We start from the raw sequence: 23,806 nt of genomic DNA, 5'->3' as shown, positions 1-23,806 counted from the left end.
GGCCATGGATCGCGGAGCTGCCGAGCCGGACCCCTGCGGGCCCGCTTGCGCCCGTGGATGGGGAAACCGCTGGACGAGAGGGGGATGGGGGACCTCGTTGCCGGCGGATCGAGGCTCGCGACCGTGGCTTGCAGCCGGTATCGCCACGAGACGGCCACCTCTCTGGATCGATTGAACGAAATACTCGATCGGGTGAGAAGGGCGCATACAATACCCGTGGGGGTGAATATGACTGTATGAAAAGGCGACGCCCGGGGGAATTCCACGCCGTAGTGCCTCGACAGGTGGCGATAACCCCTTCACCGGTCGGCCACCGGCTGCTGCAATTCTTGTGATCAGGAGAAGAAAAGGGGGGTGTCTCTGCGCGGGCCGTGCCGGACACAGCGGAGCCGCGCGGAAGGAGCTCTCATGTCACTCCCCGCGACGGCGCCGCAGGCACCCGCCCCGTCGGCCGATCCGCTGACCCGGATACCCGTCGGCCTCGGCCCCATCGGCATCGCGATGGCACCCGACGGCGCCCACGCCTATGTCACCAACTTCGGCTCGGGCACGGTCAGTGTCATCGACACCGCCGGACCGTGACCGCCACGGTCACGACCGGCGCCGGCCCCTGGGGCATCGCGGTGTCCCCGGACGGGACCCAGGTCTACGTCGGCGACTTCGGCGCCGGCACGGTCGGCGTCATCGACACCGCGACGAACACGGTGGTCGCCACCATCGGCGGCGTCACCAGCCCGGTCGGTATCGACTTCGCGCCGGGCGGCCAGTTCGCGTACGTGGTCAGCCAGGGGACGGACACGGTCCTGAAAGTCGACACCGCCACCCGCGCCGTGGTGGCGACCGTGCCCGTCGGCACCAGACCGTACAACGTCCTCATCACCTCCGACGCCACCCGCGCCTATGTGAGCAACTTCGGCGGGGACACGGTCAGCGCCATCGACACCGCCACCGACACCGTGCTGACCACCATCACCGGTTTCGACCTGCCCCGGGGCCTGGCGTTCACGCCCGACGGCCTGCGCCTGTACGTGACCGACTACGGCGGCAACACGGTGTCCGTCGTCAGCACCTACAGCAACACCGTCGTCAGGACGATCGGCGGAATGTCCATCCCGTTCTTCGTGGCGGCCGCCCCCGCCGGCGGGCGCGCCTATGTGAGCGTGGACGGCACCAGCTCCGTACAGGTCGTCAACATCGCCACCGACGCCGTCACGGCCACCGTGCCGGGCTTCAACGTGCCCAACTGGCTCGCGGTCACCCCCGACAGCCGGTACGTGTACGTGGTCGACAACGGCGGCGACTCGGTCAGCGTGTTCCGCTCCCCGCCCGGTGTCGTGCTCGACCAGGGCCCGATCGGCGGCGGCACCACCGTGACCATCACCGGCCACTACTTCACCGGCGCCACCACCGTGAGGTTCGGCTCCCGGCAGGCCAGGAGCTTCACCGTGCTGGACGACAACACCATCACGGCGGTGACCCCCGCGGGCACCGGGGCGGTGACGGTGACGGTGACCACGCCCGGCGGAACGGGCCCCCTCGGCCACTTCTACTACATCCCCCCGCCCCTCCTGACCGCCCTGTCGCCCTCCACCGGCCCGGTGGCGGGGGGCAACACCGTGGTGATGACCGGCCGTTACCTCAGCACCACCACCGAGGTGAGATTCGGCACCACGCGGATGTTCCCCACGGTGGACTCCGACAGCCAGATCACCGTGATCGCCCCGGCGGCGGCCGGGCCGGGGGACGCCCAGGTCCAGGTGATCACACCGGGCGGGCCTTCCAACATGCTGTCCTACACCTACGCGTAGCGGCCGTCAGCCGCGCGGCGCGGCCGACCGGCCCAGCAGGGTGAGGAAGGATCGGAAGGCGGCGGGCATGTCCACGCCCTCCGGGTCGTGCAGCCACTGGTACTGCAGCCCGTCCATCACCGCGACCAGCAGCGGCGCGGCCTCCTCGGGGGTGAGCCCTCCGGGCAGCCGGTCGCCGAACTCGCCGCGCAGCGTGGCCGCCATCTCGGCGCGCACCCGCTCGTAGCGGCGGGTGAAGAACTCGCGGGCCGGATGGTCGTCGGTGACGCTCTCGCCGAGGAGGGCGGAGAAGGTCTGCACGACGCCCGGCCGCATGGCGTTGTACTCCACCAGCGAGGCGAGCAGGTCCAGCGGCCAGCCGCCCGAGGCGGTGGGCCGGGTGGAGCCGGTGTCCCACTGGTCGCGCTCGTCGAGCACCGCGACCAGCAGCGCTTCCTTGGTGGGGAAGTAGTGGAGCAGGCCCTGCTGGGTGAGGCCGACGCGCTCGGCGACCGCGCCCAGGGTGGCGCCGCGGTAGCCCCGCTCGGCGATCACCTCGAGCGCGCGGCGGACGATCTCGGCGCGCCGCTCCTCGCCGCGCGCGCCGTGTCTGGTGCCGTCGCCCCCGCCGCTCCGCGTCCGTTCGGCCATCGCCGTCTCCGCCCTTCCCGCTCGCCGTCCTGAACGCCGCCTTGAACGCCGTCCGCCTTGGACGCTCGTCCGCCGCTCGCCGACCGTACGACATCCCCGCGCCCGCGCCGCCCCCACGGGGTTGCATAACGAAAGGGTAACTATACCTACCGGCTTACAGGGAAGCGCGGGCGGCCGGGCCACCATGGCCTGAGCCAACGGGCATGACGACGAGGAGGTGGCGCCGTGGACGCCGTGGAGAACGCGCTCGGCAAGCTCGACCTGGACACCAAGGCGCGGTTGCTCTCCGGTCAGGACATGTGGTCGCTGCCCGCCGTCCCGGAGATCGGGCTGCGGTCGCTGGTCATGTCGGACGGCCCGATCGGCGTGCGCGGCGTGCACTGGACCGCCGACGACCCCTCCATCGCCCTGCCCAGCCCCACCGCGCTGGCCGCGACCTGGGACCCCGCCCTCGCCCGCCGCGCCGGCCACCTCCTCGCCCAGGAAGCGCGCCGCAAGGGCGTGCACGTGCTGCTGGCGCCGACCGTGAACCTGCACCGCTCGCCGCTGGGCGGCCGCCACTTCGAGGCGTACAGCGAGGACCCGTACCTCACCGGCGAGATCGGCACCGGCTACGTGACCGGCGTCCAGGAGGGCGGGGTGGGCACGACCGTCAAGCACTTCGTCGCCAACGACGCCGAGACCGAGCGCTTCACCGTCGACAACCGGGTCGGCGCGCGGGCGCTGCGCGAGCTGTACCTCGCCCCCTTCGAAGCCATCGTCAAGAACGCCCGCCCCTGGGGCGTCATGGCCGCCTACAACGGGGTGAACGGCTCCACGATGACCGAGCACCGCGAGCTGCAGCAGGGGGTGCTGCGCGGCGAGTGGGGGTTCGACGGGTTCATCGTGTCCGACTGGCTGGCCGCCCGGGACACCGTAGGGGCCCTGCTCGGCGGGCTCGACGCCGCCATGCCCGGCCCGCGCACCGTCTACGGCGAGGCGCTGGCCGCCGCCGTACGGGCCGGTCGGGTCGCCGAGGCCGACGTGGACGAGGCGGTGCGCCGGGTGCTCCGGCTCGCCGCCCGCGTCGGGGCCCTGGAGGGCGTGGGCCCGGCGGTGCCGGTCGCCGACCGGCCGGAACCCCTCGGCGACGGCGGCGGCCCGGCGCTGGCCCGCGAGATCGCCCACCGCTCCTTCGTGCTGCTGCGCAACGAGCCCGGGCCCGACGGCCGTCCAACCCTGCCGCTGGACCCCACCCGGGTGACGGGCGTGGCGCTGCTCGGCGCGGCCGCCCGCGACGCCCGGGTGCTCGGCGGCGGCTCGGCCCAGGTCTTCCCCGAGCGCGTCGTCTCCCCGCTGGAGGGGCTGCGCGAGGCGCTGCCGCCGGGCGTGCTCACGTACGCCGTCGGGGCCGACCCCACCGACGAGCTGACCCCGGCCGCCCAGGGGTTCGAGCTGCGCGCCGTCGTGCGCGACGGGGACGGGCGGGTGCTGGGGGAGTCGAGCCTGCCGAGCGGCGAGGTGCGGTGGCTCGGCGACCTGCCGGAGGGGGTGACGTACGAGGAGCTGCACACCGTCGAGATCACCGGCACCTTCACCCCGCGCGAGAGCGGCCCGCACGCCTTCGGCACCCGGGGCCTGGGTGGCTTCCGGCTGTCCGTGGGCGACGCGGTGCTCTTCGAGGGGGCGCAGGACACGGCGGACGCGCGCGACCCCTTCGAGGCGTTCTTCGGCGAGCCCGCCCCGCGCGGGACCGTCGAGCTGACGGCCGGACTGCCGGTACGGGTCGGCCTGACCTGCCGGGTCGTCAAGCTCGAGGACGCGCCCCTGCAGGCGGTGTGCGTGAGCCTGATGCACCGCGCTCCCGAGCGCGACGCGGACGAGCTGATCGAGGAGGCGGTGGCGGCGGCCGGAGCCGCCGAGGCCGCCGTGGTGGTGGTCGCGACGACCGAGCGCGTCGAGAGCGAGGGCTTCGACCGCGCCGACCTGCGGCTGCCGGGCCGTCAGGACGAGCTGGTGCGGCGCGTCGCCGCGACCGGAACCCCGACCGTCGTGGTCGTCAACGCGGGCTCGCCCGTGGAGATGCCCTGGCGCGAGGACGTCGCGGCGGTGCTGCTGAGCTGGTTCCCGGGTCAGGAGGCGGGCGCGGCGCTCGCGGACGTCCTGCTCGGCGCCGAGGAGCCCGGCGGGCGGCTGCCCACCACCTGGCCGGCCCGCCTGGCGGACGCCCCGGTGAGCCGGGTCCGGCCGACGGACGGCCGGCTGGGCTACGACGAGGGCGTGTTCATCGGCTACCGGGCGTGGGAGCGGCGCGCCGCCGAGCGGCCGGAGGCCGCGCCGGCCCCCGCGTACTGGTTCGGCCACGGCCTCGGCTACACCGAATGGGCCTACGAGGAGGCCGAGTTCACCCCGTCCGCGGAGCCGGGCGACACCCTGGGCACGCTCACCGTCTCGGTCCGCAACACCGGGGCGCGGGCCGGCCGTGAGGTGGTCCAGGTCTATCTCGCGGTGCCCGGGGGAGACGGCGAGGAGCGGCCGGCGCGCCGCCTCGCGGGCTTCGCCTCGGTGACCGCCGGGCCGGGCGAGCGGGCCCGGGTGGCCATCGCGCTGCCGCGCCGGGCCGCGGAGGTCTGGGACGAGGCCGCGCACGCGTGGCGGCTGGTCCCCGGCACGTACACCGCCCAGGCGGCCCGCAGCATCGCCGACCCCCGGCTGTCCGCCCCGGTGACTGTGGTCTGAAGCAGCAATTTGTGGTGAGTATGAGACGGCGACACGCCGACGCGACGGCGTGTCGCCGTCTCATACTCACCACAACCTCCCGCGCGGGGACTATGGCGTGGTGATGCGGCGGTAGGCCATGGCGGCCAGTTGCTGCTGACCGCGCTTGCTCGGGTGGAACCAGTCCCATTTGCTCAACTCGTCCGTCGAGAAGCGGTAGTCGTGCACCGCGCCGTCGTAGCGGCACAGCGCGTCCCGGTCGCAGACGGACTTCAGCGCGCCGTTGTACGCCTCCACCCGGTCCGCGACCCGGCGGCGCCGCTCCACCGACGCCGGGTCGGTGGCGTCGGAGTCCTTCAGCATCGACGGGCAGATCCCCAGCTTCCAGATCTGCTTGCCGAGCACGTTCTTGCGCCCCTCGGACCACAGCCGCTTCAGGTCCGGCACGCTGGCCACGTACACCTGGGCCTTGGGCAGCTCCTGGCGCAGCGTCCTGAGCGCCGCGCTGAAGTCGGCCCGGAACTCGGCCGTCGGCGTCATGGCGTCCACCGAACTCCGGCAGGCGTCGTTGGCGCCGATCAGGATGGTCACCAGCTCGGGCTTGTGGGGGATCGCGGATTGGAGCTGGCCGGACAGATCGGCCATCACCGCGCCCGTTTTGGCGTAGTTCCAGCTGCGCGCGGTCGAGCGGGAGGCGGCGGGCAGCAGGCGGCGGGCGAGGCTGTTCACCTCCGTGCCGGTGGACCAGGACACCTCGGGGCAGTCGGCCAGCACCGAGCAGGCGTCGAAGCCGCGGGTGATGGAGTCGCCGAGCGAGGCGATGGAGTCGGGCCGGGTGTTCCACAGGATGCTGGGCTTGGCGGCGGGGCGCTTGCCCGCCCGGGGCCCGCCCGGATGTGAGGCGTCGTCCGAGCCGCCGAGGCAGCCCGCCGACGCGAGCACGGCCCCCGTGGTGAGCAGCGCCACAGCGGTACGGACGGCGGCACGCGCGGTGGTACGGATGGTCGTCGACGCGGCCGGGCCGAAGGCGTACCGGGCGTCAAAAGACGGCCGGCCCCGCCGTGCTGCGCTGCCCCGCATGGCTGTTCCCCCTCCGACTGATGGGTGATTCTGTCCAGGACCGACGGTACGTCACTCCTCCGGACGCACCGCGCGGTAGCGTTTTCCCGTGCCGGCCCCGCTCACACCCTGGCGGGAACGGGAGCATTGCGGTACGGGCACATTACCCGGCGTCACACACTGTCCGTTTTCATAAGAATTCTGCCCAAAAAATTTCACTGCAGGTAACCTCGGGGCTGGTGCGAGGGTGATCATTAGGGCAGAATGTCTAGTGCTGTCCCGGGCGTCACCGGTACGGGCACGAGGCCGCTGGGGAAGGCGTACCTCGAACCGCACAGGAGGCCCAGGTGACGACACGTGGAGTTCTGTACGTTCACTCCGCCCCGCGCGCGCTGTGCCCACACGTCGAATGGGCCATCGCGGGCGTACTCGGCGTGCGCGTCACCCTCGACTGGATCAAGCAGCCCGCCGCGCCCGGCACATGGCGCGCCGAGTTCTCCTGGCAGGGCGAGGTCGGCACCGCCTCCAAGCTGGCCTCCGCGCTCCGCGGCTGGCACCTGCTGCGCTTCGAGGTGACCGCGGAACCGTGCGCCACGGCCGAGGGCGAGCGCTACAGCTCCACTCCCGACCTCGGTATCTTCCACGCGGTCACCGGCATGCACGGCGACATCCTGATCCCCGAGGACCGGCTGCGCGCCGCGCTCGGGCGCTCGGCGCGCGGGGAGAGCGACTTGCAGGCCGAGGTCGCCAAGCTGCTCGGCAAGCCCTGGGACGACGAGCTGGAGCCCTTCCGCTACGCGGGGGAGGGCGCGCCCGTACGCTGGCTCCACCAGGTGGTCTGAACCCCGCGGCTTGGCCTGGAGCTCGCTCGAAGCCCTAGCGTGCGGGCATGACCGAAAACCTCCCCACCCCCCGTCCCGCCCGATCCGTCGCCGTCCTCGGCACCGGCACCATGGGCTTCCCCATGGCCCGCAACCTCGCCGGGGCCGGGCTCGAGGTCCGCGCCTGGAACCGCACCCGCGCCAAGGCCGAGCCACTGGCCGCCCACGGTGTCCGCGTCACCGACACCCCCGCCGAGGCCGTGGACGGCGCCGATGTCGTCCTGACGATCCTCCACGACGGCCCGGCCACCCTCGACGCGATGCGCCAGGCCGCCCCCGGGCTGCGCCCCGGCACGGTGTGGGCCCAGTCCACCACCGCCGGTCTCAGCGGACTCGACGACCTCACCGCCTTCGCCCGGGAGAGCGGACTGGTCTTCGTCGACGCCCCCGTCCTGGGCACCAAGCAGCCCGCCGAGAGCGGACAGCTGGTGGTGCTGGCCGCCGGCCCCGAGCCGGCCCGTACCGTCCTGGCCCCCGTCTTCGACGGGATCGGCAGCCGGACCCTGTGGGTGGGCGACAGCGGAGAGCAGGGCGCGGCCAGCCGGCTCAAGCTGGTGGCCAACAGCTGGGTGCTCACCGTCACGAACGGCACGGCCGAGGCGCTGGCCCTCGCGGAGGGGCTCGGCGTGGACCCGCGCGCCTTCCTGGACGTGGTCGCGGGCGGGCCGCTGGACATGGGCTATCTGCGGACCAAGGCGGAGATGCTGCTCAGCGGCCACCTGGAGGCCAGCTTCGCGACCAGGACCGCGGAGAAGGACGCCCGGCTGATCGTCGAGGCGGGGCAGCGCGCGGGGGTGCGGCTGGATGTGGCGGCCGCGGGCGCGGAGCGGTTCCGGCGGGCCACCGAGAAGGGGCACGGCGACCAGGACATGGCCGCGTCGTACTTCGCCAGCTTCGACGGCTGAACGCGCGGCTGCGGCAGGCGGCGGCCGGAACACGCGAGTGAGACACGCGGCCGGAACACGCGGCGGCAACACGCGGGGCTCCGCCCCGGACCCGGCGGGCACCCTGAGGTGTGCCGGGGTCCGGGGCGGAGCCCCGGTGGTGGATCAGACCGTCCGGAAGGCCAGCACCACGTTGTGGCCGCCGAAGCCGAACGAGTCGTTGAGCGCCGCGATCGCGCCCGCCGGCAGGGGCCGGGGCTCGCCGCGCACGATGTCCCCGTCCGCTTCCGGGTCGAGGTGGTCGAGGTTGATCGTGGGCGGGGCCAGCCGGTGGTGCAGGGCCAGCACGGTGGCCACCGTCTCCACACCGCCCGCGCCGCCCAGCAGGTGGCCGGTCATCGACTTGGTGGCGGAGATCGCCATGTGGTCGACGTCGTGGCCGAAGACCTTGCGCAGCGCCTTCAGCTCCGCCACATCGCCCTGCGGGGTCGAGGTCGCGTGCGCGTTGACGTGCGCGATCTCGGCCGGCTTGAGTTCGGTGGCCTCGACCAGGTTCTGCAGCGCGTGGGCGATGCCGTTCCCGGAGGGCTCGGGCTGGGTGATGTGGTGCGCGTCGGCCGAGATGCCCTGGCCGATGGCCTCGGCGTAGACCCGCGCGCCGCGCCGGGCGGCGTGCTCGGCCGACTCCAGGACGATGACGCCGGACCCCTCGCCCATCACGAAGCCGTTGCGGCCGGTGTCGAACGGACGCGAGGCGCCCTGCGGGTCCTCGTTGTTCTTCGACATCGCCATCATGTTGCCGAAGGCCACGATGGGCAGCGGGTGGATGGACGCCTCGGTGCCGCCCGCGACCACCACGTCGGCGCGGCCGGTGCGGATCATCTCGATGGCGTAACCGATGGCCTCGGCGCCCGACGCGCAGGCGCTGACCGGGGTGTGGACACCGGCGCGGGCGCCCACCTCCAGGCCGACGTTGGCCGCCGGGCTGTTGGGCATGAGCATCGGCACGGTGTGCGGGGACACCTTGCGGACGCCCTTCTCGCGCAGCACGTCGTACTGGTCGAGGAGGGTGGTCACACCGCCGATGCCGGAGGCCACGACCGCGCCAAGACGGTCGGGGTCGACTGTCGGGTCCTCGCCCGCCCGGGCGGTGAAGCCGGCGTCGGCCCAGGCCTCCCGGGCCGCGATCAGCGCGAACTGCGCCGAGCGGTCGAGCTTGCGGGCCTGCGGACGGGGGATGACGGTACCGGGCTCCACCGCGATCCGCGCGGCGATGCGCACGGGCAGGTCGGCCGCCCAGTCCTCGTCGAGGAGGCGTACGCCGGAACGACCGGCGAGCAGTGCCTCCCAGGTGGCGGAGGCGTCGCCACCCAGCGGCGTCGTGGCACCAACACCGGTGACGACCACGGTGCGATTGGTCGAGCTCACAGGATTCCTATTCCACGTGTTGAAGGTGCTGGACCCGCCACCGCTCGGGTGGCGACAAGCGCTCGGACTCAGCCCTGGTGCTTGAGGATGTAGTCGGCGGCGTCGCCGACGGTCTTGAGGTTCTTGACGTCGTCGTCCGGGATCTTCACGTCGAAGCGCTCCTCGGCGGCGACGACGACCTCGACCATGGACAGCGAGTCGACGTCCAGGTCGTCCGTGAAGGACTTCTCCAGCAGGACGTCCTCGGTCGGGATACCGGCGATCTCGTTGACGATCTCGGCGAGACCCTCGACGATCTCTTCCTGAGTGGCGGCCATTGCGGCGCTCCTTCTTCGGGTGTTTGCGGTGAGTGCGCAGCGTCCGACCTGTTCGGGGCTGCGTGGGATCTTGACTAAGGGAGGGTAACGACCGTCGCTGCGTATACGAGACCCGCCCCGAAGCCGATGACGAGCGCGGTGTCGCCGCTCTTCGCCTGTCCGGTCGCCAACAGCCGCTCCATGGCGAGCGGGATGGAGGCGGCCGAGGTGTTGCCGGTGGTCTCCACGTCACGGGCGACCGTGACGTGCTCCGGCAGCTCAAGGGTTTTGACCATCGAGTCGATGATCCGCATGTTGGCCTGATGGGGGATGAAGACATCGAGGTCCTGGGGGCTGACCCCGGCCTCGTCCAGGGCCTGCTGGGCGACCTTGGCCATCTCGTAGACCGCCCAGCGGAAGACCGACTGGCCCTCCTGGGTGATCGCGGGGAAGCGCACCTCGGCGGCCTTCTCGTCGCGGTACACGTCCCACGGCAGCGTCTGGGTGATGGTGTCGGACTTGTCGCCCTCCGAGCCCCAGACGGTCGGGCCCATCGCGGGCTCCTCGGACGGGCCGACGACCACGGCGCCCGCGCCGTCGCCGAACAGGAAGGCGGTCGCGCGGTCCTCCAGGTCCGTCAGGTCCGAGAGCCGCTCCACGCCGACGACCAGCACGTACTCGGCGGTGCCGTCGGTGACCATGCCCTTGGCGAGGGTCAGGCCGTAGCCGAAGCCCGCGCAGCCCGCCGAGATGTCGAAGGCGGCCGGCTTGCCCGCGCCGAGCCGGTGGGCGATCTCGGTGGCCACCGCCGGAGTCTGCTTGAAGTGCGAGACGGTCGCGACGACCACGCCGCCGATCTGCTCCGGCGTCAGACCCGCCGCGGCGATGGCCTTTCCGCCCGCCTCGACGGACATGGTGGCCACCGTCTCGTCCGGCCCGGCCCAGTGCCGCGTGGCGATCCCCGAGCGGCTGCGGATCCACTCGTCGGAGGAGTCGATGTGCTTGAGGATCTCCTCGTTGGGGACCACGCGGTGCGGACGGTAGCCGCCGACACCGAGGATGCGCGCGTACGGGGCGCCCTTGGTGGGCTTGATCTTCGCGGTCATGCTCTGGGAGCTCCTATTCGGCCGGGGTGTCGGCGACCGGAACAGCGTGCTCGGCGATCAGCGCACGGGCCGCCTCGAGGTCGTCGGGAGTCTTGAGGGCCAGCGTCTTGACGCCCGGCAGGGCGCGCTTGGCGATGCCGACGAGCGTGCCGCCCGGCGCCACCTCGATGATCGCGGTGGCGCCCAGCCGCTGGAAGGTCTCCATGCACAGGTCCCAGCGGACCGGGTTGGACACCTGGGCGACCAGGCGCTGGGCGATCTCGGCGCCGGAGTTGACGACGTGTCCGTCCCGGTTGGAGACGTAGGGGAGGCGCGGGTCAGCGAAGGGGGCACCCGCGACCAGGGTGTCCAGGGCCGAGACCGCCGGGGCCATATGGTCGGTGTGGAAGGCGCCGGCCACCGCCAGCGGAACCACCCGGCGCACCCCTTCGGGCTTGTCGGCGGCCAGCGCGGCCAACTGCTCGGCGGTTCCGGCCGCCACGATCTGGCCCGCGCCGTTGACGTTCGCCGGGGTCAGCCCGAGCTTGGTCAGATGGGCGACCACGTCGTCCTGTTCGCCGCCGAGCACCGCGGACATGCCGGTCTCGGCCTGGGCCGCGGCCTCCGCCATGGCCAGCCCGCGGCGGCGGACCAGCACCATGGCGGTCTCCTCGGTCAGCACCCCGGCGACCGCGGCCGCCGCGATCTCACCGACGCTGTGGCCGGCCGTCGCGCCGAGCACGGCCCGGGCGCTCCCGGGGAGCCCCTCGGCGGAGTTCCCGGCACCCTCGGCGCCCGCGGCGTCCTTGGGGAACAGGGCCCGGGCGGAGACGAGGGCCGCGGCCACCAGCAGCGGCTGGGCCACGGCGGTGTCCCGGATCTCCTCCTCGTCGGCCTTGGTGCCGTAGTGGATCAGATCCAGGCCGGATACGGCGGACCACCAGGTCAGCCGTTCGGTGACACCGGGGAGGTCGAGCCAGGGGGTCAGGAAGCCGGGCTTCTGGGCGCCCTGGCCGGGAGCGACGAGTACGAGCACCCTCACACTCTCTCTTGTGGTCGGTCTCGCCCGCCCGTGAGGACAAGGACGAAGAACCGTGAAGGGAATTGTTGGACTCCGACAAAGAGCTAGGCCTGGGGGTCCGCGTCGGCCAGACGCCCCAGGATCAGGGCTATGCGCAGAGTAAACGCCGAGCGCACGTCGGAGGGAGACCACCCGGTGACGTCGGTCACACGTCGTAGCCGGTAGCGCACGGTGTTGGGGTGAACGAAGAGCATGCGCGCCGCGCCTTCCAGACTGCTTGCCTGTTCCAGATATACGCTCAGAGTTTCCAGCAGGGCGGAGCCCGCTTCCTCCAGCGGTCTGTAGATCTCCTCCACCAACTGCTCACGCGCCGCCGGGTCCGCGGCCATCGCGCGCTCCGGCAGCAGATCGTCCGCGAGCACCGGCCGCGGCGCGTCCGGCCAGGCGGTGCACGCCTTCAGCCCGGCCGCGGCGGCCGCGGCGGACTTGGTCGCGGCCAGCAGGTCGGAGACCACCGGGCCCGCCACCACAGGGCCCGCCGCGAACGGCCCGATCAGCGCCTTCGCCGTCTGGAGCGGATTGTCGGAGCCGCCCGCGACCACCACCAGCCGGTCGCCGAGGACACCGGTGAGCACCTGCAGCTTGGCGTGGCGGGCGGCGCGCCGGATCGCCTCCACGGTCAGCTCGCTGTCCCCGTCGGGCGCGGTGCCCAGCACCACGCACACATGCTCCGGCGAGTTCCAGCCCAGGGCCGCGGCCCGGGACAGCGCCCCCTCGTCGGCCTCCCCGGACAGCACCGCGTTGACCACCAGCGACTCGAGCCGGGCGTCCCACGCGCCCCGGGCCTCCGCCGCCTGCGCGTACACCTGTGCCGTGGCGAAGGCGATCTCCCGCGCGTACACCAGCAGCGCCTCGCGCAGCACCGACTCGTCGCCGGGGGCCGCTACCTCGTCGATCGCGGACTCCATGACCTCGATCGTGGTGCGGACCATCTCGACGGTCTGCCGCAGCGTGATCGCGCGGGTCAGCTCGCGCGGCGCGGTGCCGAACACATCGGTGCTGATGGCCTGCGGGGCCTCGGGGTGCCGGAACCACTCGGTGAACGCCGCGATGCCCGCCTGGGCGACCAGCCCGATCCAGGACCGGTTCTCCGGCGGCATCGCGCGGTACCACGGCAGCTGCTCGTCCATGCGGGCGATGGCGCTCGCTGCGAGCTTCCCGGAGGACTTCTCCAGGCGGCGCAGGGTGGCGCTGTGCGGATGAGGGCTGTTCGCGGCTGGTTCTGGCACGAGGACAAGACTGCCTTATCGGGTGACGGGGTCGTGGGTGTGGGTACCGTGGTCCGGGTGATCTGGGTACAGCGGGCCGGTGAACGGTATCGGGGCGGAGACGGGGCAGGCATCGAGACGCGCCACGCCTTTTCCTTTTCTGGGTATTACGACCCGGAAAATGCGCGATTCGGATCACTCGTGGCCTGCAACGAGGAGCGGCTGGCCCCGGGCGCGGGCTTCGCGGAGCACCCGCACCGCGACCTGGAGATCGTCACCTGGGTGGTCGAGGGGGAGCTCACCCACGAGGACTCCACCGGCGGCCGCACCGTGGTGCGCCCCGGCGAGCTGCAGCGGCTCAGCGCGGGCGGCGGGGTGCGGCACAGCGAGCGCAACGAGGGCCGCGAGCCGCTGACGTTCCTGCAGATGTGGCTGGCCCCGGCCCCCGGCTTCACCTCGGCGGAGGCGGGCGCCGAGCCCGCGTACGAGGTGGTGCGGGGCGTCGCGGACCGTGGGCCGGCCGAGCCGTACGCCCTGGAGCGGGCGGGGGCCGCGCTCGCCGTGCGGCGGCCGGCCGCCGGGGAGCGGGTGGCGCTGCCCGCCGCGCCCTGGGTGTACGCCCATGTGGTGCGGGGTGAGATACGTCTCGCCGGCCACACGCTGACGGCGGGGGACGCGGCGCGGATCACCGATGGCCGGGACCTGGCGGCCCACGCCCTGACCCCGGCGGAGCTGCTGGTGTGGGCGATGCGCGCGGAGCCCTCGTACGGCTGACGGGCCGCGCCGGGCTGTCGGGCGCGGCTGCCGGGCGCGGCTCAGGCGCGCAGCTCGGCGAGGACCGCGTCGGTCAGCGCGGGCCAGGCCTCGATCGCCCAGGGGCCGAAGGCCCGGTCCGTCAGGGCCACACAGGCCGCCCGCGCGTCCGGGTCCACCCATAGGAACGTCCCGGACTGCCCGAAATGCCCGAACGTGCGGGGTGAGGACGCGGCGCCCGTCCAGTGCGGGGACTTCCCGTCGCGTATCTCGAGGCCGAGCCCCCAGTCGTTGGGCCGCTGGTGGCCGTAGCCGGGCAGCACCCCGCCCAGCCCGGGGAAGGCGACGGCGGTGGCCTCCGCCAGCGTCCGGTCGGCCAGCAGCCGCGGGGCCTGCAGCTCGGCCGCGAAGCGGGTCAGGTCGGCGACGGTGGACACGCCGTCCTTGGCGGGGGAGCCGGACAGCTCGGTCGAGGCCATGCCCAGCGGCTCCAGCACCGCCTGGCGCAGATACTCGGCGAAGGGGATGTCCGTGGCCTTGGCGATGTGGTCGCCCAGCACCTCGAACCCGGCGTTGGAGTACAGCCGGCGGGTGCCGGGCGCGGCGGCGGAGCGGTGCTCGTCGAAGGCGAGCCCGGAGGTGTGGGCCAGCAGGTGGCGGACCGTGGACCCCTCGGGTCCGGCCGGCTCGTCCAGCTCGACCGCGCCCTCCTCGACGGCGACCAGCGCGGCGTACGCGGCCAGCGGCTTGGTGACCGAGGCGAGGGGGAAGCGATGGTCGGCGGGGCCGTACGATCCGGCCACCGTGCCGTCCGCGCGCACGACGGCGGCGGCCGCCGTGGACACCGGCCAGTTCTCGATCATCCGCAGGCTCTCCATGGTCCAGAGCCTAAGCGACCCCGGGGAAGTAGAGGCAGGCCCCCGCGCCGCCTGGCACGGCGCCCCCAGCTACCGCTGGGAGGTGCCCCCGGCTGCGTTGTCGGAGTCGCCCGCCACGCCGCGGCAGCGGCATATCGACCGCAGCGCCCAGTACGAGGGCGATCCTCCGCCTTGCGATGCACCGCACCAGACGACGCGGGAACCCACCCCTACTTCCCCGGGGCCGCTTGGCCAAGGGCCGCCGGCGGCCGGACCCCGGGAAGGGGAGCCAAGAATTCCTCAAATCTGGGCTTGCTTGGAGTGCACTCCAAGTCAATAGCGTTGAGGACGTCGTGAGGCTTTACGGATCAGCGACGGCGAGAGGTGGAGCGGCATGACCGTGTTGGAGAGCGCGCCGGTGAAGGTGCGGACGTGTGCGGGGCGGGTCACCCACCCCCGGCCCACCGGGCAGGACCGCTACACGATCAGCGAGGTCGCCGCCCACACCGGGCTCTCGGCGCACACCCTGCGCTGGTACGAGCGGATCGGGCTGATGCCGCACGTGGACCGCACCCACACCGGCCAGCGCCGCTTCTCCAACCGCGACCTCGACTGGCTGGAGCTGGTGGGCAAGCTCCGGCTGACCGGGATGCCGGTCGCCGACATGGTCCGCTACGCCGAGCTGGTGCGCGAGGGCGAGCACACCTTCAGCGAGCGCGAGGCGCTGCTGACCGCCCACCGGGAGAACGTGCGGGAGCGGATCGCCGAGCTGCAGGACACCCTGCACGTCCTCGACTTCAAGATCGAGATTTACGCCGGCGCCCGACGCTCGGCGGAGAGGGCCTGAACACCATATGACCACCGCGGACAGCGAGAAGCTCGACACCGTCGCGCTGGGCACCGACGGCCCCCAAGTCGGGGTGCAGGGCCTGGGCTGCATGGGCATGAGCTGGGCTTACGGACCGACGGACGAGGCGGAGGCGCGGGCCACGCTGGAGCGGGCCCTGGAGCTGGGTGTCACCCTCCTCGACACCGCCGACGTCTACGGCCTCGGCGCCAACGAGGAGTTCCTGGCCCCCTTCGTCCGGGCCAACCGGGACCGGGTGGTGCTGGCGACCAAGTTCTCCATCGTGCGCTCGCCGGACGACCCCTACGGGCGGACCGTGATCCGCAACGACGCCCCGTACATCCGCGAGGCCATCGAGAACAGCCTGCGCCGCCTCGGTGTCGACCATGTGGACCTCTACTACATGCACCGGCGCAACCCCGACGTGCCGCTGGAGGAGAGCGTCGGCGCCATGGCCGAGCTGGTGGCCGAGGGCAAGGTGAGGCACCTCGGGCTCAGCGAGGTCACCGGCGGCGAGCTGCGCGCCGCGCACGCGGTGCACCCGATCGCGGCGGTGCAGTCGGAGTGGTCGCTGTTCAGCAGGGACGTCGAGCAGGGGGTGGTCGGCGCGGCGCGCGAGCTGGGCGTCGCCTTCGTGCCCTACTCGCCGCTCGGCCGAGGCTTCCTGACCGGGTCGTTCGCCAACGCCGACCGGGAACTGCCCAGCGACGACTTCCGCCGCCGGCAGCCCCGCTTCACGGGCGACAACGCGGCGGCCAACGCGGCCCTGCTGGAGCCCGTGCGGAAGGTCGCCGAGGCCCACGGGGCGACGCTCGCGCAGATCGCGCTGGCGTGGGTGCAGCAGCGGGCGCGGGTCCACGAGGGCCTGGCCGTGGTGCCCATCCCGGGCACGCGCAGCCGGCGCCGCCTGGAGGAGAACACGGCGGCGACGCGGATCGAGCTGAGCCAGGAGGAGCTGGCCGCGCTGGAGCCGATCGCGGGCCGGGTCGCGGGGGACCGCTACGAGGACATGACCTTCACCAGCGCGGGCCGGGAGTAGCGAATGCGCGGCCGGGAGTGGTGAACCCTTGAATCACGAACAAACGTTCCCTTTGTGATCGGCACCGCTTAGGATCACCGGCATGTTTATTCGTCGCGTTTTAAGGGCAACAGTAGGCCTCGCCGTGGTCGCCAGTGTGGCCTTCGCCGGGTCCGCCCAGGCCGGCGCGCAGACGGCGCGCCACACCGAGAGCCGGGCATCGGCCGATGACCAGCTCCTCTTCTACAACCACTCCTACGGCGTGCTGGACCGGGAGACGGCCGACGCCGTCGAGAACTCGCAGTTCCTGCGCGAGTTCGGCGCCTTCGAGGTCCGCACCACCACCGGTGGCGACCTCACCTGGAAGGGCCGCTACCTGTACGGCAGCCAGACCTACGTCGAGCTGTTCGGCGCCGGCGACCTGCCCGGCCAGGACGCCAACTTCGGCTCCTCGGCGGTGGCGTACTCGCCCGAGCACGAGGGCGACCTGGCGAAGGTGACCGAGGGGCTGAAGGAGCGGGGGGTCGAGAAGCCGGACGAGTTCCTCCAGACCCGTGACTTCGGCGACGGCGTCCGGGTGCCGTGGTTCAACGGCGTCCAGATCCCGATCACCGCCTACGACGCCTTCGGCTCCTGGGCGATGGAGTACCGGCCGGAATACTTCGCCGACCCGCGCAGCAAGACGGGCCCGGCGAGCTACCCCGGTGACGTCAGCCGGCAGCGCTACCTTCCGGACACCTACAAGGACCACCTGATGCGGGACCTGACCCGCGTCCGCTTCGCCGTCACCGAACGCGACCTGAAGCAGCAGCTTCCGCTGTACGAGGCGGGCGGGCTGGACATCCGGCACGTCAAGGGTGGCGTCCTCGTCAAGGACGGCCTCACCACGGTCCAGTTCGACGTGGTTCCGGCCGACAAGGTGGGCCTGAAGCAGATCACCATGGCCCTCAACAAGTCGGTGGACTACCGGCACACCGAGCGGATCGGCAACTCGACCCTGGTCGTGGGCCCCGGCGCCCGCGCCGTCTGGACCTTCGACAAGCCGTAGCCGCAGCGCGTGACCCGCACCCCGACGCCGGCCCGGACCCGTCCGGGCCGGCGTCGCCGTGCCCGCCGCTGTCCGCTGCCGATCCCACCCGCCTAGGGGGAGCCGATGTCCAGGAGGGCCGCCGCGCATATCGCGAGGGAGGCGACGACCGCGGTGGCCGCGCGGAGCAGCAGCGCCCGGCGCTCCCCGGGCGGCGGCTCGTCGCCGGGATCCTCGCCGGGCTCCCCACCCTCCCGGCCCAGGGCGAAGAGATACGCGCACAGCACCGCGAACCCGGACGGCGGGGGCTCAGCCGAGGTCATGGCGGCAGTCGCGGTCGTAGCCCGCGCCGTCGGCGCAGCGGACCGCGGCGAAGTGGCCGACGGCGATCCGCGCGAAGTTGCGCAGCGACTCGGTGCCGGGCGCGAAGTAGCCGGTGTGGCCGTGGGCCCCGGCGGCTGAGACGACCCGCGCGCCGAAGGACGGGTCTGTCGGGTCCTCGCCGTGGCCGAGCCCCAGGAAGTCGAAGCCGGTGACCCGCCGCACCCAGTCGGAGCCGTCGCGCGCCGCCCACACCCGGGCGGCCGGGCCCAGGTCCGCGGCGTCGTCGGCCCGGACCCCGGGGCTGCCGAAGACCACCAGGTCGGAGATCTCCGCCCGGTCCAGGCCGGAGGCCGTCAGCCCGCAGACGACCGAGCCGTAGCTGTGGCAGAAGACGGCCGGCGGGGCCTCCAGGGCCTCGCCGGCCGTCGCGGCCAGACCGGCGAGGAAGCGGTCGAGGCGGGGCGCGCCCGCCTTGGCGAGGCGACCGGTGGCGGCGTCCGGGCCCAGGCCCAGCGGGGTGGTGTAGCCGACCCAGACCACGACGGCCGAGCGGACCCCGGGCGCCTCCCGGGCCATCTGCGCGCGCAGCGACCTGGCCATGCCCGCCGCCGAGCCGTACGAGGCCCTGACGCGGTCGAAGTCGCCCAGGTCGGTGTCGGAGCCCGGCACGAGCACCGCCGTGCGCTGCGCGGTCGTCAGGTCCCCGTACACCTCGGCCACTTGGCCGCGGCCGCGCGGGTCGAAGGCCAGGATCCGGCGGCCGGGGGCGAGGAGCCGGGTGTAGCGGTCGATGAGCGGGCTCTCGGGGTCGTCGGCCCGCTCCCTGTCGCGCTCCGCCCGGATCGCGAGGGCGTTGGCGGTGTAGCGCAGCGCCACGGGCGCGCCGTCGAGGTTGCCGACGACCAGCGGATGGCGCAGGGCCAGGGTGTGCTGCTGGGCCGCGGTGAGCCGGGCGAAGAAACGCGCGACCTCGGCGGGGGAGGCGTCGGCCGGGTCGGGCAGCCGGCCCGCGGCGCCGGGGCCCAGGGAGTGGTCCGCGCGCCAGGCGGCCGTGCCGGGCGGCGGGCCGGTGATGGCCTGCTGCTCATGGGCCACGGTCCAGCCCGCGGTGCCCGCCATCACGGTGACCATGAGCGCGGCGGTGATCAGGCTGCGGGCCCGGTGTCGGCCGACCGATGTGTGCGACATGGTCGCGTCCCCCTCTGTCGTTCGCTGGCGGAGGGAAACGTAGGAAGACGGTGGATGGCGAAGCGTCACACCCCGGAGCCAACTGCCGGGTCATACCTGGGTAGGGGGTGGGGGCAGGGAAGACGGCGCGGGCTGCGGGCTATTGACCCGGCGTCACCAGGCCCGATTCATAGGCGAAGATCACTGCCTGGGCCCGGTCGCGCAGCCCCAGCTTGGCGAGCACCCGCCCGATGTGCGTCTTGACGGTCTGTTCGGCCAGCACCAGCGACTCCGCGATCTCCTGGTTGGACAGCCCGCGGGCGATCAGCTCCAGCACCTCGGTCTCGCGCGGGGTGAGCCCGCTGCGCCGCACGGCGAGGTTCTTGCGCGGCGCGGGCCGCTGCCGGGCGAAGTCGGCGATGAGACGGCGGGTCACGGACGGGGCGAGCAGCGCCTCCCCGGCGGCCACGACCCGCACCGCCGAGATCAGGTCGGCGGGCGGGGCGTCCTTGAGCAGGAAGCCGCTGGCGCCCGCGCGCAGCGCCTCGTACACGTAGTCGTCCACGTCGAAGGTGGTGAGCATCAGCACCTTCGGGCGGTGGGTGACCCCGGGCGGCGGGTCGAGCAGGCGGCGCGCCGCCTCCAGGCCGTCCATCTCGGGCATCCGGACGTCCATGAGGACCACGTCCGGATGGGTGCTGCGGCTCACCTCGACCCCCTGCTTCCCGTCCGGGGCCTCGCCGACGACGTCGATGTCGCTCTGCGCGGCGAGCAGCGCGGCGAAGCCCGCGCGCACCATGGCCTGGTCGTCGACGATGATCACCCGGATGGTCATGGAGCGTGGGGGTTCCTCTCTGCGCCTGTCGCGCCTTCTGTGCTCGCTGATTCCGCTGCGCTCGCTGATTGTGCTGTGTCTGCTTCTGCTGTGGGCCGGGCCACCTCGACGAGCGGGAGCCGGGCCGCCAGGCGGAAGCCGCCGTCGGGCAGCGGGCCGGTGTCCAGGGTGCCGCCGACCAGCCGGACGCGTTCCCGCATGCCGACCAGGCCGTGGCCGGTGCCGGTGGTCTCCAGGGGCGGTCCGGGCGTGCCGCCGGCCGGGCCGTTGACGACGAGCACCGTCAGCCCCGTACGGTCCGCGGAGGCCAGGATCGACACGTTCGTCGGGGCGCCCGGGGCGTGCCGCACCACATTGGCCAGCGCCTCCTGCACGATCCGGTACGCCGACAGGTCCACCGCCTGCGGCAGCGGCCCGAGCGCGGCCACGTCCTTCGCGATCGACAGCTTGGTGGGTATCCCGGCCCGTACGGTCGCCTCGACCAGCTGCGGCACCCGGTCGAGACCGGGCTGCGGCGCGCGCTCCCCGCGGGTGTCCTCGCTGCGCAGCACGCCCAGCAGCCGCCGCATCTCGGCCAGGGACTCACGGGCGGTGGCCGCGATGGTGCCGAACTCCCGCTCCGCCTCGGGCGGCAGGCCGCCGATCCGGTACGGGGCGCTGTCCGCCTGCACCGTTATTACCGACATGTGGTGGGCGACCACGTCGTGCAGTTCGCGCGCGATCCGGGCGCGCTCCTCGAGCAGCGTGCGGCGGGCCCGCTCCGCCTCGCTGATCGTCTCCTGCTCGGCCAGTCGCCGCTGGACGTCCCCGCGCTCCCGCAGCGCGCCGCCGACCAGCAGCACCACGCCGCTGAGCACGAACAGCAGCACGTTGCTGCCGTCGCTGTACCTCGCCCCCGGTATCCCGAAGAGCACCCCCACACCGCCGGTGATCAGCCAGACCGCGACCAGGGTGTGGCGGGTCTCGCGCAGCGCGAGGGCGAGGAGGAGGAAGAGGTAGCCGATGATCCCGGGCGGCGTCCACGGCCAGCTGCGGGCCGGGAGGTGGGGATAGCCCAGCACCGCCAGCGCGCAGACGCTGTCGGCGATGAAGACGATCCACCAGGCGGGCAGCGGGCGGGTCACGGCCAGCAGCAGCGGCGCGGCCTGGGCGGTGGCCAGCACGCTGGCGAAGCCGCCGTTCACGCCGTAGTCGTTGGTGAGGAGCTGCGCCGTGACCGGGACGAGGACGAGGGTGAGGATCCCCGCGACCGCGTACGGCAGCCGCCGCAGCCAGCGCCGGGAGGACCGGGCGAACAGCGGGGTCGCCGGGTAGGCGGGCGTCACGAGCGCCCGCGCGAGGGCGGAGGTGTGGCGGCGGGTGGCCGCCAGCAGGCTCTCGTGCGCGGCGGACGGCACGGCGGTGGCGTGGCCGGGCGCGGACGGCGTCGAGGCGGGCGAGGGCTGGGACATGGCGGCTACAGCGTAGGGGGGCCGGGGTGCCCGCACGTCATACCGGGGTATCGCATACCGGGGTATGGCCTGAGCGGCCCGGAGTCACAGCTCCGCGAGCAGTTCGGCCTTCTTCGAGCTGAACTCGTCGTCCGTCAGCAGCCCCGCCGTGTGCAGTTCGCCGAGGTGGCGGATGCGGTCCGCGATGTCGGCGGGGTCGCGGCGGCCGGGCGGGGCCGTGGGGCGGGCGCGGCCGGCGGACGGGTCCGGGGTGGTGGCCCGTACGGCCTCGAGCACCGCGGCGGCGAACGGCAGCGACTCGTGGACCATGCCGTAGCCGAGGCCGAAGACGACGGCGGCGGGGTCGTGGTCGGGCCGTGTGGCCACGGCGGTGCCGTCCGCGCCGGACGGTCCCGTCAGGCCCGGGGAGCCCGACGCACCCGCGCCCGCGCCGGGGCGCGCCGTGCTCGCGCCGACGCCGCCCGCGCCCCGGGGCGCGTCCTGCGCGCCGTGCGGCAGCAGCCGCAGATAGCCGCTGCGCCCCTCCTTGGGGGAGCCGCTCCCCTTGGACTCGGGCGAGCGCCACTCGACGCCCGACAGCTCGTCGACCCGGAAGCGCTGGTCCCCGGCCTTCCACTTGGCCGAGGAGGCGCCGGTCCAGAACCAGCGGAAGGAGACGGCCTTGCCGTCGAAGGACGCCTTGCCGTCGTACGCCTTGAACGACAGCGGCGGGGCGGGCGCGGCGACCAGGTAGGAGTCGGCGGGGGTGGCGGCCGCGGGGCCGAGGGCGGCGCGTATCTCCTCGGCGTAGTACTCGGCGAGCGTCCCGCGCTCGGCGGGGAGCACCAGCCGGTACGGGTCGCCGCCGTCCCGGAGCTGGCCGTCGGCGGCGTCCATCAGGGGGTCCGCGCCGGGTCTCGGCACGGCGCGGAGCACCACCGTGCCCCGCTTGCCGGGAGTGACCTCCACCGCGGACAGCGCCTCGTAAGGGACGCGGCGCTCGCCGAGCGCCTGCAGCAGCTTCGGCGTACGGATCCCCCGTTCGAAGCGGATGAGCACGGAGTCGGTGTCGAACTCCCAGACGGTCTGAAAACCGGCCAGCACATCACCCATGCGGCTCATCGTATGCGGCGGGGGCCCGCCCGTCCCCCTTCGGAGGTTACGCGCGTCAAATGAATGTGCGCCGTGAGCTAATTTTCAGCCGTCAGCGTGAGTTTCAGCCGTCAGCTCAGGCCGGACCGGCAGCTGTCGCCGTTCGTGCAGCTCACGGTCCCGACGGAGCCGACCCCGACCCGGGCGAAGTTGGCGAGGCTGGTGGTGCCGGGCTCGAAGTACCCGGCGTGGCCCTGTGCCCCGTCGGCGGACAGGATCCGGGCGCCGAAGCCGGAGGAGACCGGGTCCGCGCCGTGTCCGAGCCCGCCGAGCTCGACGTGCGGAATGTCCTGGATCCAGTCGCCGGAGTCGCGCATGGCCCACACCCGGGCGCTGGTGCCCAGGTCGGAGGCGTGGTCGGCGCGCATCCCGGGGCTGCCGGCGACGGCGATGTCGGTGACTTTGGGGGCCAGGTCGCGGGCGGCCACCCCGCACACCACCGAGCCGTAGCTGTGGCACATCAGCGAGACGCGGGTGAGCTCGGGCAGCCCGTTGACCAGCGCGCGCAGCCGCAGGGCGCCCTGCGCGGCGAGCTTGCCGGTGGCGGCGTCCATGCCGACGCCGCTGGGGGAGGTGTAGTCGGCCCAGGCGATGACGGCGTTCTTCCCGTTCGGGTCGACGGCCCGCTCGGCGTCGTAGAGGGCGCGCGCCATGCCGACCACGGCGGTGTAGCCGCGCTCGGACTTCTGGAAGGTCAGGATGTCGGTGTCCACGCCGGGCACCACGACCGAGACCCGGCCGGCGTGTTCCAGGTCGCCGAAGACCTCGGCGGCCCGCCCCGAGCCGCTGGGATCGAAGGCGAGGATCTGCCGTCCTTTGCCGAGCAGCTCCTCGTAGCGGTGCATCCGGCGCCCGGCGTCCTGCCGCCCCAGCGGGGTCAGCTCGCTGTCGTGCATCCGCTCGCGCTCGACGTTCCGGGCCTGGACGAGGGCGATCCGGTTGGCGCGGTAGCGCAGCCCGGCCGGGGCGCCGTTCATGTTGCCGATGACCAGGGGGTAGCGGCGGGCCAGGCGCTCGCGCTGGGCGGCGGTGAGCGAGTCCAGGTAGCGGGCCAGGCGGCGCGGCGGGCCGGAGGGGTCGGGGAGGGCGTGGCCGCCCAGCGTTCCCTTGTGCCAGGCGGCGAGCGACGCGGCCAGCGGGCCCTCGGGCCCTCGCTGGTTCCGCATGGTCGTCCAGCCGGTGGTGGCGAGCAGTACGAACACCACCGCCAGGGCGAGCAGCGCACGCCAGGCGGTGGAGCCAGGGGAGGGGGAGCCGAGCTCAGAGAAGGAAGTCACCGCGGGCCACCCTAGGAGAAGCGCGGTGGTGGCTGCCAAATGCCGTGACACTTCTCACGTTT

Annotated in this window: 23 protein-coding genes; 9 read left to right on the top strand and 14 right to left on the bottom strand. The window is 73.2% G+C overall.

The window, feature by feature from the left end:
• The first annotated feature begins 408 nt into the window (after nucleotides 1-408).
• Together ABFY07_RS09215 and ABFY07_RS09210 are read left to right on the top strand one after the other, a co-directional pair.
• Complete coding sequence (locus ABFY07_RS09215) at nucleotides 409-582, top strand: YncE family protein (RefSeq protein ID WP_346173973.1); 174 nt, start codon at nucleotides 409-411, stop codon at nucleotides 580-582.
• Nucleotides 579-1,808 (top strand): IPT/TIG domain-containing protein, encoded by a 1,230-nt coding sequence (locus tag ABFY07_RS09210; RefSeq protein WP_346173972.1) that lies wholly within the window; start codon nucleotides 579-581, stop codon nucleotides 1,806-1,808. Before ABFY07_RS09215 ends, ABFY07_RS09210 begins: the two co-directional genes overlap by 4 nt.
• 6 nt (nucleotides 1,809-1,814) lie before the next feature.
• On the opposite strand, the gene ABFY07_RS09205 is transcribed toward ABFY07_RS09210, so the two are convergent.
• Entirely contained in the window at nucleotides 1,815-2,438 is a 624-nt protein-coding gene (locus tag ABFY07_RS09205; protein WP_346173971.1) for a TetR/AcrR family transcriptional regulator, read from the bottom strand.
• Between the two features lie 234 nt (nucleotides 2,439-2,672).
• Between ABFY07_RS09205 and ABFY07_RS09200 the strand changes: the two genes are divergently transcribed.
• A complete protein-coding gene (locus ABFY07_RS09200) occupies nucleotides 2,673-5,156 on the top strand; it encodes a glycoside hydrolase family 3 protein (RefSeq protein WP_346174040.1) in 2,484 nt (827 codons plus the stop codon).
• A 90-nt stretch (nucleotides 5,157-5,246) separates the two neighbouring features.
• On the opposite strand, the gene ABFY07_RS09195 is transcribed toward ABFY07_RS09200, so the two are convergent.
• A complete protein-coding gene (locus ABFY07_RS09195; RefSeq protein WP_346173970.1) occupies nucleotides 5,247-6,215 on the bottom strand; it encodes an SGNH/GDSL hydrolase family protein in 969 nt (322 codons plus the stop codon).
• 326 nt (nucleotides 6,216-6,541) lie between these two features.
• On the opposite strand from ABFY07_RS09195, the gene ABFY07_RS09190 reads away from it, so the two are divergent.
• Nucleotides 6,542-7,036, top strand: a complete 495-nt coding sequence (locus tag ABFY07_RS09190) for a DUF3145 domain-containing protein (protein ID WP_065958915.1) — start codon at nucleotides 6,542-6,544, stop codon at nucleotides 7,034-7,036.
• 47 nt (nucleotides 7,037-7,083) lie between these two features.
• Complete coding sequence (locus ABFY07_RS09185; RefSeq protein ID WP_346173969.1) at nucleotides 7,084-7,980, top strand: NAD(P)-dependent oxidoreductase; 897 nt, start codon at nucleotides 7,084-7,086, stop codon at nucleotides 7,978-7,980.
• A gap of 144 nt (nucleotides 7,981-8,124) precedes the next feature.
• Here the strand turns inward: ABFY07_RS09185 and fabF are convergent, their stop codons facing one another.
• From fabF to ABFY07_RS09160, 5 genes are all read right to left on the bottom strand, one after another.
• Nucleotides 8,125-9,387: a beta-ketoacyl-ACP synthase II gene (gene fabF / locus ABFY07_RS09180; RefSeq protein WP_346173968.1), complete on the bottom strand. Its 1,263-nt coding sequence runs from the start codon at nucleotides 9,385-9,387 to the stop codon at nucleotides 8,125-8,127.
• Nucleotides 9,388-9,455: 68 nt separating this feature from the next.
• A complete protein-coding gene (locus ABFY07_RS09175; protein WP_065958912.1) occupies nucleotides 9,456-9,704 on the bottom strand; it encodes an acyl carrier protein in 249 nt (82 codons plus the stop codon).
• A gap of 74 nt (nucleotides 9,705-9,778) precedes the next feature.
• A complete protein-coding gene (locus ABFY07_RS09170; protein WP_346173967.1) occupies nucleotides 9,779-10,789 on the bottom strand; it encodes a ketoacyl-ACP synthase III in 1,011 nt (336 codons plus the stop codon).
• Nucleotides 10,790-10,802: 13 nt separating this feature from the next.
• Nucleotides 10,803-11,804, bottom strand: a complete 1,002-nt coding sequence (locus ABFY07_RS09165) for an ACP S-malonyltransferase (protein WP_346173966.1) — start codon at nucleotides 11,802-11,804, stop codon at nucleotides 10,803-10,805.
• Between the two features lie 89 nt (nucleotides 11,805-11,893).
• Nucleotides 11,894-13,078 (bottom strand): PucR family transcriptional regulator, encoded by a 1,185-nt coding sequence (locus ABFY07_RS09160; protein ID WP_346173965.1) that lies wholly within the window; start codon nucleotides 13,076-13,078, stop codon nucleotides 11,894-11,896.
• Between the two features lie 48 nt (nucleotides 13,079-13,126).
• Here ABFY07_RS09160 and ABFY07_RS09155 point away from each other — a divergent pair, with 48 nt between their 5' ends.
• Complete coding sequence (locus ABFY07_RS09155) at nucleotides 13,127-13,831, top strand: pirin family protein (RefSeq protein WP_428836894.1); 705 nt, start codon at nucleotides 13,127-13,129, stop codon at nucleotides 13,829-13,831.
• Nucleotides 13,832-13,872: 41 nt separating this feature from the next.
• On the opposite strand, the gene ABFY07_RS09150 is transcribed toward ABFY07_RS09155, so the two are convergent.
• The gene (locus ABFY07_RS09150) at nucleotides 13,873-14,688 is read right to left on the bottom strand and encodes a serine hydrolase domain-containing protein (protein ID WP_346173963.1); all 816 of its coding nucleotides are present in this window, start codon (nucleotides 14,686-14,688) and stop codon (nucleotides 13,873-13,875) included.
• Nucleotides 14,689-15,061: 373 nt separating this feature from the next.
• Between ABFY07_RS09150 and ABFY07_RS09145 the strand changes: the two genes are divergently transcribed.
• The 3 genes from ABFY07_RS09145 (at nucleotide 15,062) to ABFY07_RS09135 (ending at nucleotide 17,580) form a co-directional block, all read left to right on the top strand.
• On the top strand, nucleotides 15,062-15,514 hold the full coding sequence (locus tag ABFY07_RS09145) for a MerR family transcriptional regulator (RefSeq protein WP_065958907.1): 453 nt from the start codon (nucleotides 15,062-15,064) through the stop codon (nucleotides 15,512-15,514).
• A gap of 7 nt (nucleotides 15,515-15,521) precedes the next feature.
• Nucleotides 15,522-16,553 (top strand): aldo/keto reductase, encoded by a 1,032-nt coding sequence (locus ABFY07_RS09140; RefSeq protein WP_346173962.1) that lies wholly within the window; start codon nucleotides 15,522-15,524, stop codon nucleotides 16,551-16,553.
• An 82-nt stretch (nucleotides 16,554-16,635) separates the two neighbouring features.
• On the top strand, nucleotides 16,636-17,580 hold the full coding sequence (locus ABFY07_RS09135; protein WP_428836886.1) for a DUF5829 family protein: 945 nt from the start codon (nucleotides 16,636-16,638) through the stop codon (nucleotides 17,578-17,580).
• 92 nt (nucleotides 17,581-17,672) lie between these two features.
• Here the strand turns inward: ABFY07_RS09135 and ABFY07_RS09130 are convergent, their stop codons facing one another.
• The 6 genes from ABFY07_RS09130 to ABFY07_RS09105 all read right to left on the bottom strand — a co-directional run bounded on the left by ABFY07_RS09130 (nucleotide 17,673) and on the right by ABFY07_RS09105 (nucleotide 23,744).
• Nucleotides 17,673-17,882 carry a hypothetical protein gene (locus ABFY07_RS09130; RefSeq protein ID WP_346173960.1) on the bottom strand — a complete coding sequence of 70 codons (210 nt, stop codon included), beginning with the start codon at nucleotides 17,880-17,882 and terminating at the stop codon, nucleotides 17,673-17,675.
• Nucleotides 17,869-19,071, bottom strand: a complete 1,203-nt coding sequence (locus ABFY07_RS09125; RefSeq protein ID WP_346173959.1) for an alpha/beta hydrolase — start codon at nucleotides 19,069-19,071, stop codon at nucleotides 17,869-17,871. Before ABFY07_RS09125 ends, ABFY07_RS09130 begins: the two co-directional genes overlap by 14 nt.
• A 139-nt stretch (nucleotides 19,072-19,210) precedes the next feature.
• Entirely contained in the window at nucleotides 19,211-19,885 is a 675-nt protein-coding gene (locus ABFY07_RS09120; RefSeq protein ID WP_065958902.1) for a response regulator, read from the bottom strand.
• A complete protein-coding gene (locus ABFY07_RS09115; protein ID WP_346173958.1) occupies nucleotides 19,882-21,336 on the bottom strand; it encodes a sensor histidine kinase in 1,455 nt (484 codons plus the stop codon). Before ABFY07_RS09115 ends, ABFY07_RS09120 begins: the two co-directional genes overlap by 4 nt.
• A gap of 84 nt (nucleotides 21,337-21,420) precedes the next feature.
• Nucleotides 21,421-22,428 (bottom strand): DUF4429 domain-containing protein, encoded by a 1,008-nt coding sequence (locus tag ABFY07_RS09110; protein ID WP_346173957.1) that lies wholly within the window; start codon nucleotides 22,426-22,428, stop codon nucleotides 21,421-21,423.
• Between the two features lie 110 nt (nucleotides 22,429-22,538).
• On the bottom strand, nucleotides 22,539-23,744 hold the full coding sequence (locus ABFY07_RS09105; RefSeq protein ID WP_346173956.1) for an alpha/beta hydrolase: 1,206 nt from the start codon (nucleotides 23,742-23,744) through the stop codon (nucleotides 22,539-22,541).
• Between the last annotated feature and the right edge of the window lie 62 nt (nucleotides 23,745-23,806).

Origin of the sequence: Streptomyces sparsogenes subsp. cuspidosporus, from assembly GCF_039532705.1 — a bacterium.
Classification (GTDB): domain Bacteria; phylum Actinomycetota; class Actinomycetes; order Streptomycetales; family Streptomycetaceae; genus Streptomyces; species Streptomyces sparsogenes.
Note: the sequence above shows the minus strand (reverse complement) of the source record. Positions and strands in the feature narration are given on the sequence as shown.

Coding starts and splice junctions, on each gene's coding strand:
- ABFY07_RS09135 (WP_428836886.1), top strand. CDS start 16,636: ATGTTTATTCGTCGCGTTTTAAGGGCAACAGTAGGCCTCGCCGTGGTC.
- ABFY07_RS09110 (WP_346173957.1), bottom strand. CDS start 22,428: ATGGGTGATGTGCTGGCCGGTTTTCAGACCGTCTGGGAGTTCGACACC.
- ABFY07_RS09120 (WP_065958902.1), bottom strand. CDS start 19,885: ATGACCATCCGGGTGATCATCGTCGACGACCAGGCCATGGTGCGCGCG.
- ABFY07_RS09185 (WP_346173969.1), top strand. CDS start 7,084: ATGACCGAAAACCTCCCCACCCCCCGTCCCGCCCGATCCGTCGCCGTC.
- ABFY07_RS09145 (WP_065958907.1), top strand. CDS start 15,062: ATGACCGTGTTGGAGAGCGCGCCGGTGAAGGTGCGGACGTGTGCGGGG.
- ABFY07_RS09205 (WP_346173971.1), bottom strand. CDS start 2,438: ATGGCCGAACGGACGCGGAGCGGCGGGGGCGACGGCACCAGACACGGC.
- ABFY07_RS09115 (WP_346173958.1), bottom strand. CDS start 21,336: ATGTCCCAGCCCTCGCCCGCCTCGACGCCGTCCGCGCCCGGCCACGCC.
- ABFY07_RS09170 (WP_346173967.1), bottom strand. CDS start 10,789: ATGACCGCGAAGATCAAGCCCACCAAGGGCGCCCCGTACGCGCGCATC.
- ABFY07_RS09125 (WP_346173959.1), bottom strand. CDS start 19,071: ATGTCGCACACATCGGTCGGCCGACACCGGGCCCGCAGCCTGATCACC.
- ABFY07_RS09215 (WP_346173973.1), top strand. CDS start 409: ATGTCACTCCCCGCGACGGCGCCGCAGGCACCCGCCCCGTCGGCCGAT.
- ABFY07_RS09175 (WP_065958912.1), bottom strand. CDS start 9,704: ATGGCCGCCACTCAGGAAGAGATCGTCGAGGGTCTCGCCGAGATCGTC.
- ABFY07_RS09140 (WP_346173962.1), top strand. CDS start 15,522: ATGACCACCGCGGACAGCGAGAAGCTCGACACCGTCGCGCTGGGCACC.
- ABFY07_RS09195 (WP_346173970.1), bottom strand. CDS start 6,215: ATGCGGGGCAGCGCAGCACGGCGGGGCCGGCCGTCTTTTGACGCCCGG.
- ABFY07_RS09130 (WP_346173960.1), bottom strand. CDS start 17,882: ATGACCTCGGCTGAGCCCCCGCCGTCCGGGTTCGCGGTGCTGTGCGCG.
- ABFY07_RS09150 (WP_346173963.1), bottom strand. CDS start 14,688: ATGGAGAGCCTGCGGATGATCGAGAACTGGCCGGTGTCCACGGCGGCC.